We start from the raw sequence: 9,130 nt of genomic DNA, 5'->3' as shown, positions 1-9,130 counted from the left end.
CTACTCGGTACGGCGGCGGCGCTTGGCCGCGTAGGCGGCTGCCCCGCCGATCAGCAGGACCAGGGCGCCGGTGGCGACGGCGGGCAGGTACGAGCCGGCGTCGTGGCCGGCGTCCGCGGCGGGGGCCGCGTCGACGACCTCGGGGCCGTTGCCCGGCGCTGCCGCAGCGGCGGCGCCGGACGGAGGGGAGGAGGCGGAGGTGTCGGCGGACGGGGTGGCCGAAGCGCTGGGGCTGGGGCTGGGGCTGGGGCTGGAGCCGGAGCCGGGGGCCGAGATCGACGGCGACGGGGCCGTCGTGGGCTGCCCGGGCGCCGGAGCCGGCTGTTCGGGCTTCGGCCCGGTGTTGGTGCCGGGCGGGACCGGCGTGGCGGTCCGGGTGTCCTTGGGCTGGGGCTCGCTGCCGCCGGTGGGCCTGGTGTTGTGGGCGCGCAGCTGGTCGGGGGTGACGGTGGGCTTGCCCTCCGTGCCCTCGATGTTCGTGCCGCCGAAGATCCACAGGTCCACGCTGCCCGGCTTGGGCTTGTGGAGCATGGCGCCGAGCCGGCTGTAGGTCCAGGAGTTCTGCCCGGGATCGGCGTGCCAGTACGACCAGTACGCCGAGGCCGGCGGAGTGAGGACGCAGTCGTCCTGCGCCGGGGTCGGGTACTGCCTGCCGCCTTGGTGGCCGCTGTAGCCGATGCGGCAGATGAAGGCGGGGCCGTCGTGGCCGGTGCCGGTGGTGGCCCACCCGCCCTGGTTGAGGAGCTCGTGGCCGGTGGTGGGCGTCGTACCGCAGGAACGGTAGACGGGCCCGCCCCAGTGGCTGAAGTCGACCGCGAGGACCACGCCCGCCGAGGTGGTGCACCGGCCCATGGGCTGCGGTGCTGCTGCGGCCTGCGAGGTGGCGGCTGTCAACGAGGCCATGGCCAATCCGACGGCCGCCGCGAGGTTGCCGACGACGCGTGCGAGGCGGCCGGTCACCGGTGAACCCCCTTGGCCGTGCGGCGGGTACGGGCAGCGCGTACGAAGCCGTAGCCGAGGAGCGTGAGGAGTACGGCCGCCCCGGCGATGCCGATCACCTGCGTACCGGTGTGGGCGAGCCCCCCGCCCCCTCCGCCACTGCCGCCGGATCCGCCGCCGTTCTCACCGGGGGTGACGATCCTCGGGGTGGTGGGCGTGCCGGAGGGCTGGGCCGACCCGGTGGGAGTGGGCTGTGGGGTGGTGCCGTCGAGGCTGCGGGTGAGGGTGCCGAAGGAGATGCCGGTGGCGCCTCCGACGGCCTGGGTGGAGGCGCGCAGGTCGGAGCCGGGCTGGGCGTCCTTGGCGATGTCGAAGCCGCCGTCGCCGTTCTGCTGGGAGGTGAGGAAGGCCAGGGCCTTGGTGATCTGCGCCTTGTACGTGGTGCTGTCGAGGGAGAGGCCCTGGACGGCCAGTGCGGCGGAGTTGACCGAGTTGCCGGAGGCTCCGGGGAAGCCGCCGTCGGGCTTCTGCTGGGCCGCGAGCCAGGCGAGGGCCTTGTCGACGGCCGCCTGGGACTGCTGGTCGGGCAGGAGGTCGAGGGCCATCGCGGCGATGGCGGTGGAGTCCACCTCCTCACCGCTCGGCTCGCCGACGAGGCTGACCCAGGCACCCGACGGCTTCTGGAAGCTCTTGAGGTACGCGACGGGCTCGGCCGCGGCGGCGGTCTCCCCCGCCCTGATCTGGGCAATGACGCCCAGGGACTGGGAGAAGACGGAGGTGGCGTTCGTGTAGGCACCCTTGTCGGCGCAGGAGCGGTCGGGCGCCGGGGACTTGGCCGGGCAGACGGCCTTGGCGAGCGCGGCGATCAGGTCCTGGCCGCCGAAGGTGCGGGGGTCGCGGCCGACGGCCTCTGCCAGCAGTGCCGCCTTGCCGAGGGAGCCGCCGCCCGCGTACTTGGTGCCGATGTTGGTCCACGAGGCGAGGGTGCGGCCGGTGCCGTCCTTGCCGCCGTGGTCGAGGAAGTCGACGATGCCGCGCAGGGCCGCGTTGTCGGCGCCGGTGGCGGCCAGGGCGTACGCGCCGTCGATGGTCAGGCCGAAGTCGGCGAAGCCGGTGCCGGCGGTGCTCTCGTAGTAGTGGCCCTGGAGGAGCCGTGTCCGGTCGGTGAGGTAGGCCGAACCCTTCCTGAGGTCCGGGCCGCCCTCCGGACGGGGCGTCGGCCCGGTGGTCGGCCCGGTGGTGGGACCGGTGGTGGGACCGGTCGGGGAGGGCGAGGGCTGGGGCTTCCCGGTGGTCAGGGTGACCAGGTCGCTCTTGGCCCCGGCGATGACGGCGGGGACGGTGGCGAACAGCAGCGGGTCGGCGCCTCCGGCCTCGAAGGCGAAGGCACCGCTGGGCAGTTGCTGCTTGGACAGCCAGGAGACGGCCGCGTCCGCCCGGCCGGTCTCGCCCAGGTGGCGCAGGGCCTGGGCGGCGAAGCCGGTGGCGTAGGCGCTGCCCACCGTGCCGTACGCGGCGGCGGGCAGGCCACCGTCCGCGAGCTGGGCCTTCTTCAGGAAGTCGCGGGCCTTGGTCACCTCCGCCTCGTGGGCGCCGGCCCGCTGGAGGGCGAGGGCGGCGAGGCCGGTGGCTCCGGGCTCGCTGTCGCAGCCGTCGCCGCGGCGGATGAGCACGCTGGTGAAGCCGCCGTCCTGGCACTGCATGTCGGTGAGGCGGGCCACGGCGTCGGCGGGCGGGCGGAGGTCGCCGCCGAGCAGGGCGATCACGGCCAGGGCCTGTCCCTCGGCCTGACCCGAGGTGGTGGGGAAGTCGCCCTTGACGGTGCAGCCGGGTACGGGCGCGGGGGCGTCCGATCCGCTGGTGCAGACGTACTTGGCGAGGTCGCCGAGCAGGTCGTGGCCGCCGACGGTGCGGGGGTTGCCGCCCGTGGCCTCGGCCACGAGGGCGAGCCGGGCCGCGGCCGCCGCCTCCGGTGCCCGGTCCCTGCCGGACGGGTAGGCGTACGCGTCGGTGTGCTCGGGCCGGGCCAGGAAGGCGGCTGCCTTCGCGGCTGCCGGGCTCTTCGGGTCGGCGGCGGCCAGGGCGAGGGCGGTCTCGGCGGTCAGGGTGTGGTTGGGGGTTTCGGAGCCTTCGTCGACGACGCGTTCGCCGTCGTCGAGCCGTCCGGTGAGCCAGCGGGTGGCCGCGGGGACGTCGACCGCGCCGGGCGGGAGGACGGGCCCGCCCGTGTCGGTGGGCTTGGGCGAGGGTCCGCCGCCGGCGCGGACGTCGTCCGGGGAGAAGGTCGGCTTGCCGGTGCTGCCGCCGACGTCCGTGCCGCCGAAGACCCAGGCGTCGACGTCACCGGGCTCGGGGGTACGAGCCATGGCGCCAAGCGGGCTGTAGGTCCAGGCCGTCTGGCCGGGAGAAGCGGTCCAGTAGGACCAGTAGGCGGATGCCTGCGGGGTGAGCCGGCAGGGCTCCTTGTCCGGCGTCGGGTACTGCGTACCGGAGTCGAATGAGCCGTAGCCGATCCGGCAGATGAAGGCGGGGCCGTCGTGGACCGTGCCGGTGGTGGTGAACCCGGCTTCGTGGAGCAGGTCGTAGCCGGTCGTCGGCGTCGTGTCGCAGCCGCGCTCGACCTTGCCGCCGAACGGGCCGAAGTCGACGGCCACGATCGCGCCGACCGTGGCCGTGCATTCCTTCACCGGATCGGCCGTCGCCGTCGTGGACGGTGCGAGGAAGGCGACGGTCACACCGCAGACGAGCAGCACCGCCGCCGTCATGGACAGCAGCCGCTGTCCGGCGGTCGTTGGCCGGCCTGCCTGCTGTTCGGTTTCCACCCGCGGCCCCCTCGTCGGTGCCGGGCGGACGGGGTACGTGGCGAGACGCCCCGTGCGCGACGTCCGCAGGGGCGTTGACGACCACGCCGTAGTCCGCGACGGCGCTCTTCGTTCCATGACACGGCCACAGGCAATCCGGCTCGCCCGGGACGGTGCCGGGCCTACGGTTGCGGGTCAGCGCCGGAATTCGACCGGCTTCCCCTGGGGCTGAGTACTTGTCAGCCGTCATGGAACACGGCGGCGAGTAGGCCGTCAAGGTGGGATGCGTCTCATCCGGCCGCCGGGGCGGGGCACTTGCCGTCACGCTGGCGGACCCTTGATCACTGGGGTAGCGTCCTGGGCGCCACACGGGGGAATCCGGTGAGAATCCGGGGCTGACGCGCAGCGGTGTGGCACGGCGGACGCCGTGCCGAGCCCGAATGCCCGTGCGGTGACGAAGCATCAGGAAGCCGTACCACGCGTCCCGGACGGCGGCCCCTTCCCCAGGTCGTGCCGCGGTCCGCGCACGGTCCCCTGGCGAGGTCGGCCGGCGTCCGCCGATCTCAGGAGCAGGTCATGAACCGTTCCCTCACCTCCCGCCGCCTCGCGCTCGCGGCGCCGGCCGCACTGGGCGCGTTCGCCCTCACCGTCCTGCCCGCCGCGGCCACGTCGACGCCCGCCCAGATCGCCACGTCGAAGACGAACGGTGTGGCGTACCTCAAGTCCCTTCAGGCCGCTGACGGTTCCTATGCCGGTTCCGGACTGTCCAACGAGTGGGCCTTGAGCGCTTTCGCCGCGGCGGGTACCGCAGTCGTGGACGTCGCCCCGGGCGGGGACACCACGAAGAACGCACGGACCGTCTACCGGAACCTGCTGTCCACGTCCGGCTGGCCCTCGGCCTCCCCGGTCGTCACCGACTACGAGCGCGGCACCCTGAACGCGTACGCGGCCGGCATCGATCCGGCCCGGGTCTCCGCCTCCCGCAACCTGATCGCGAACACCTACTCCTACTGGCAGACCGCCGAGCCCGGCTACTTCGGCCCCTCGGCCAACTTCAACGGCACCGTCTTCGCCGCCCTCGCCCTCGGCGGCGCCAAGACCCAGTCCGGTGGCCCCCGCATACCGCAGGCCCTCACCGACGCACTCACCGCCCGTATCCGAGCCAACCAGCACAACGACGGCGGCTGGCAGTACGGCAAGGCCGAGGGCAACCCGACCGCCCTGGCCGCCCCCGGCGACATCGACATGACCGGCGCCGCGATGGCCGCCCTGTGCACCTCCGGCGTCCCGAACACCGACACCGACGTCGTCCAGGCGAAGAACTTCCTCAAGAGCAAGCTCGTCACCACCTCGGGCGCCTTCAACTCGATGTACGGCGTCAACACCAGCTCCAACGGCTGGGCCGTCGCCGGGCTCAACGCCTGCGGCATCAACCCCCAGACCGGCGATTTCCTCACCACCGCCGGCAAAACCCCGATCGACTTCCTCATCGCCAACCAGTACAACCCCGGCGGCGGCTTCAAGTACAAGCCGGCCGACACCGGCCCCACTGCCTACGCCTCGATCGACTCGCTGCGCGCGGTCGCCGGCGGCGGCTTCACCTCCGCCCCGCCCGCCCCGGTCACCCCGGGCGCACCGAAGTGGGCGGCCCAGTCGACGTTCACCTCGGGCACGGCCACCAAGCTGGCCCTCACCGTCGACGACGGTGCCGGCAGCCTGAAGGTCTGCTCGGTCTCCTTCACCCCGACCGGCACGACCACCACCCTCGGCGACGTCCTGAACGCGGCGGCCACGGCGGCCACACCGGGCGGCTGTGTCACCGGCGTGACGCCGTCCTCCGGCACCGGCACCGTCACCGCCGTCAACGGCAAGGCCAACAGCGGCTCGAACACCTGGAAGGTGAGCGTGGACGGCTCCGCCTTCGCAGGCGCCGCCCGCGGCAAGGTGATCAACGTGGGCGACACCATCGCGCTGCGCTGGGGTCTCTGAGGCGTGTGACGGGCGGGGGTGCGCATCGCGCCCCCGCCCGCAGTACACCGGATCGGATCGGATCAGAAGGACGTCCAGACGAACGACACCTGGTCGCCCGCGTTCAGCTTGAACTGGCAGCCGCCCACCGGGGTGGGCGTGCCGTTGACGGATATGTTCCAGTAGGCCGAGCCGCCGCCGCTGACACCCTTGATGGTGTCGACGGAGAAGTCGTCGAACGAGGCGTACCAGGTGCCGTCCCAGGCGAAGTAGTTCAGCCGGGCGGCGTCGTCCAGGGCGGCGGTCGGGGTGGGGACCTTGCTCGGGTTGGCGCCGCCGTTGGTGCCGTCGCACTTGTGGGTGCCGCCGGTGCCGGTGGTCACGTCGTGGCCCTTGGTGGTGATCTTCCCCTTGAACAGCTGCCCGTCGGGGCCCTGCACGGTGAGGTTGACCTTGACCGGGGCATTGGTGTTGACCGGCTTGGCGTGGGCGACGGCCGGGACGGCGGTGAGGCCGGTGAGGGCGAGTCCCAGGGCGGCCGTGGTGACGGCGGCGCGGCGGGCGGGGCTCAGGCGCATGGGGTGGCCTTTCTGACCGGTCCGGTCGGCCGATGCGGCTCCCGCGACCGGCGCGACCCACCGGCGGCAGGCGTACGAGCGACGCGCTGACGTGGTGTTCCGGCGGTACCGGGCTTCGCTCTGCAGACCGTGACAGTGGAAGCGGATGCTGCCGCGCGGCGGGCATCCCGACTCGCGGCGCAGGTCAGCGCACCGCACACGGTTGCAGGTCAGCGCCGGATTCCCACCGGCTTCCCCCGATCGCACAGCCATTCGGTTGTGGCCGGCCGCAGCCGGGCAGTGGCATCGTACGGTGCGCCCCCTCCGCGGCCAAGTGCCTTACGCGGCAGGGGAGCTGTGCGACTCGGCCGCACCAAGGCGGATGGTGACCGAGATGCGCGCAAACCCCGACGCGCTCCCGGTCGGCATCGCCGACGCAGAGCCGCATTTCCGACTCGCGCCCCAACGGCCGGAATTTCCGGCGGTGCGTACTAGGATCCGCCGCTAGCATCACTCGACCGACCGCTGCTCACCCAATCGATTGGAAGCCCGATGATCGGCGTGCTCGTGACTTTCACACAGACCGACAAGTTCGATCGTTCAACCCTGGCAAAGATTGCCGACGAACTCCGCGGACCGTTCGAAGGCATGGCCGGCCTGCGCCTCAAGAGCTTCATGCTCGACGAAGACGGCGTTCGGGCGAGGAACTTCTACGTGTGGGATGACGAGGAGAAAGCCCGCTCTTTCTTCACGGAGGAGATCACCGAAAAGGTGACAGGAATCTATGGCGTCCCGCCCACAATCGAATTCCTCGACATCGTGGGTCTCGTCGACAACTCCGGCACCTGAGCCTCAAGGCGGCTGCACAAATCTTCGGGACCATCCGGGCATGCCGGGAAAGGGGCGCGGCGGACACCACTCCGCCGCGCCCCCTTCCACCACACGCCGCCGGGACCCTCGGCCCGGCCGCGGCACCGGGCCCTCAGCAGTCCCGGTCGTAGGTGGGGAACCCCCGGCCCGTCTTGCGGCCCGGCAGCCGATGAAGTCGAGGGCCCGCCGTGAGGATCTCGTCGTGGCGGTCGCCGGGTGCCGCAAGGAGCCGGACCCGGTGCGTGGTTGCGGTGGTGGTCATGCGGTGTCCTGACGAGGGGACAGGGGGTGGGGCGTCCTAGTGGAACTGCTCTTCCTCGGTGGAGCCGGTGAGGGCGGTGGTGGAGGAGGCGGGGTTGACTGCGGTGGAGACCAGGTCGAAGTAGCCGGTGCCGACCTCGCGCTGGTGCTTGACGGCGGTGAACCCGTGCCGCTGGGCGGCGAACTCGCGTTCCTGGAGGTCGACGTAGGCAGTCATGCCGTGTTCGGCGTAGCCGCGGGCGAGGTCGAACATGCCGTGGTTGAGGGAGTGGAAGCCGGCCAGCGTGATGAACTGGAACTTGTACCCCATGGCACCCAGCTCCTTCTGGAACGTGGCGATCCGGTCGTCGTCCAGGGCCGCCTTCCAGTTGAAGGACGGCGAGCAGTTGTAGGCGAGCATCTGATCCGGGTACTGCGCGTGGATCGCCTCGGCGAACTCGCGGGCCTGGGAGAGGTCCGGGGTGCCGGTCTCGACCCAGATGAGATCGGCGTACGGGGCGTAGGCGAGGCCGCGGGCGATGACGGGTGCCATGCCGTTCCGGACGCGGTGGAACCCCTCTGCGGTCCGCTCGCCGGTGACGAACTGCGCGTCGCGCTCGTCGACGTCGCTGGTCAGCAGGTTCGCGGCGAGGGCGTCGGTACGGGCGATGATCAGGGTGGGGGTGTCCGCGATGTCGGCGGCGAGGCGGGCCGCGTTCAGGGTGCGGATGTGCTGGGAGGTGGGGACGAGGACCTTGCCGCCGAGGTGGCCACACTTCTTCTCGGAGGCGAGCTGGTCCTCGTAGTGGATACCGGCTGCTCCCGCCGCGATCATCGCCTTCGTCAGCTCGAAGGCGTTCAGCGGACCGCCGAAGCCGGCCTCGGCGTCCGCGACGATCGGCGCGAGCCAGTCCGTCGGGTCCGAGCCGCCCTCGGCCGTGGCGATCTGATCGGCGCGCAGCAGGGCGTTGTTGATCCGGCGCACCACCTGCGGCACCGAGTTGACCGGGTACAGGGACTGGTCGGGGTAGGTGTGTCCGGCCTGGTTGGCGTCGGCGGCGACCTGCCAGCCGGACAGGTAGATCGCCTGGAGGCCGGCGCGGACCTGCTGGACGGCCTGGCCGCCGGTCAGCGCGCCCAGGGCGTGGACGTAGTCGAGGTCGTGGAGCTGCCGCCACAACCGCTCGGCGCCGCGACGGGCGAGGGTGTGCTCCTCACGGACGCTGCCGGAGAGCCGGACGACATCCTCGGCGGTGTGGGTGCGCTCGACACCCGCCCATCGCGGGTCGTCGGCCCACCGCTGCTTGAGCCGCCCGGCCGCCGCCTTCGTCGTGTGGGTGTCTGCCATGACCGTCACCGTCTCCATGGGTTCGCGTGGTCTGCCAACCTCCCGACGCTTGCGACAGGATGCTGGCACTGCGTGCCTTGATCTAAGGTTGCGGGCCGCCGGCCCCACCTGGGGTGGAGCTGAGCAATGCTGCAGGTCAGCCTCGCTGGACTAGCCGGATTCCCAACGTCAGGGCGCGAGTCGGTCCCAGCCTGTCTGCCTGGCCGTCAGGGACCGGCGGGCCGCACAACAGACTTTGACAGCGGCACGCAGTGCCAGCAATGAGGTACGTCTGCCAACTTCTGCGAATCTTCTGCGGCGTATTTGCCAAGCTTGCGAAGGGTTCACAGCGACAGGACCATGCGTAATCTGAGGCCGGATGGGGCCCAAGGAGGCCCAAGGAGGCCGAAGGAGGCCGAAGGAGGCCG

Annotated in this window: 7 protein-coding genes and 3 riboswitches; of the genes, 2 read left to right on the top strand and 5 right to left on the bottom strand. The window is 71.9% G+C overall.

What is annotated here, in order from left to right; genetic code table 11:
• Both AB0O36_RS02945 and AB0O36_RS02940 read right to left on the bottom strand, forming a co-directional pair.
• Positions 1–903 carry a hypothetical protein gene (locus AB0O36_RS02945; RefSeq protein WP_365103276.1) on the bottom strand — a complete coding sequence of 301 codons (903 nt, stop codon included), beginning with the start codon at positions 901–903 and terminating at the stop codon, positions 1–3.
• Between the two features lie 53 nt (positions 904–956).
• Positions 957–3,704 (bottom strand): prenyltransferase/squalene oxidase repeat-containing protein, encoded by a 2,748-nt coding sequence (locus tag AB0O36_RS02940; protein ID WP_365103274.1) that lies wholly within the window; start codon positions 3,702–3,704, stop codon positions 957–959.
• 168 nt (positions 3,705–3,872) lie between these two features.
• Positions 3,873–3,995: riboswitch (cobalamin riboswitch) on the bottom strand.
• 116 nt (positions 3,996–4,111) lie between these two features.
• A riboswitch (cobalamin riboswitch) is annotated at positions 4,112–4,186 on the top strand.
• A 130-nt stretch (positions 4,187–4,316) separates the two neighbouring features.
• Here AB0O36_RS02940 and AB0O36_RS02935 point away from each other — a divergent pair.
• The gene (locus tag AB0O36_RS02935; RefSeq protein ID WP_365103148.1) at positions 4,317–5,729 is read left to right on the top strand and encodes a prenyltransferase/squalene oxidase repeat-containing protein; all 1,413 of its coding nucleotides are present in this window, start codon (positions 4,317–4,319) and stop codon (positions 5,727–5,729) included.
• Between the two features lie 62 nt (positions 5,730–5,791).
• Here AB0O36_RS02935 and AB0O36_RS02930 read toward each other — a convergent pair whose 3' ends face one another.
• Positions 5,792–6,286 (bottom strand): DUF4430 domain-containing protein, encoded by a 495-nt coding sequence (locus AB0O36_RS02930; protein ID WP_365103145.1) that lies wholly within the window; start codon positions 6,284–6,286, stop codon positions 5,792–5,794.
• Between the two features lie 139 nt (positions 6,287–6,425).
• Positions 6,426–6,572, bottom strand: a riboswitch (cobalamin riboswitch).
• A 245-nt stretch (positions 6,573–6,817) separates the two neighbouring features.
• Here AB0O36_RS02930 and AB0O36_RS02925 point away from each other — a divergent pair.
• A complete protein-coding gene (locus AB0O36_RS02925; RefSeq protein WP_365103142.1) occupies positions 6,818–7,114 on the top strand; it encodes a hypothetical protein in 297 nt (98 codons plus the stop codon).
• A 133-nt stretch (positions 7,115–7,247) separates the two neighbouring features.
• Here AB0O36_RS02925 and AB0O36_RS02920 read toward each other — a convergent pair whose 3' ends face one another.
• Positions 7,248–7,397, bottom strand: a complete 150-nt coding sequence (locus tag AB0O36_RS02920) for a hypothetical protein (protein ID WP_365103140.1) — start codon at positions 7,395–7,397, stop codon at positions 7,248–7,250.
• 36 nt (positions 7,398–7,433) lie between these two features.
• Positions 7,434–8,723, bottom strand: coding sequence for an isocitrate lyase (gene aceA / locus AB0O36_RS02915; protein ID WP_365103137.1), 1,290 nt, complete (start codon positions 8,721–8,723; stop codon positions 7,434–7,436).
• Positions 8,724–9,130: the final 407 nt, after the last annotated feature.

This window comes from Streptomyces sp. NPDC089799 (genome assembly GCF_040684755.1).
Taxonomy (GTDB): domain Bacteria; phylum Actinomycetota; class Actinomycetes; order Streptomycetales; family Streptomycetaceae; genus Streptomyces.
This window is presented reverse-complemented; position numbering and strand designations above follow the sequence as displayed.

Coding starts and splice junctions, on each gene's coding strand:
- AB0O36_RS02945 (WP_365103276.1), bottom strand. CDS start 903: ATGGCCTCGTTGACAGCCGCCACCTCGCAGGCCGCAGCAGCACCGCAG.
- AB0O36_RS02940 (WP_365103274.1), bottom strand. CDS start 3,704: ATGACGGCGGCGGTGCTGCTCGTCTGCGGTGTGACCGTCGCCTTCCTC.
- AB0O36_RS02935 (WP_365103148.1), top strand. CDS start 4,317: ATGAACCGTTCCCTCACCTCCCGCCGCCTCGCGCTCGCGGCGCCGGCC.
- AB0O36_RS02930 (WP_365103145.1), bottom strand. CDS start 6,286: ATGCGCCTGAGCCCCGCCCGCCGCGCCGCCGTCACCACGGCCGCCCTG.
- AB0O36_RS02925 (WP_365103142.1), top strand. CDS start 6,818: ATGATCGGCGTGCTCGTGACTTTCACACAGACCGACAAGTTCGATCGT.
- AB0O36_RS02920 (WP_365103140.1), bottom strand. CDS start 7,397: ATGACCACCACCGCAACCACGCACCGGGTCCGGCTCCTTGCGGCACCC.
- aceA (WP_365103137.1), bottom strand. CDS start 8,723: ATGGCAGACACCCACACGACGAAGGCGGCGGCCGGGCGGCTCAAGCAG.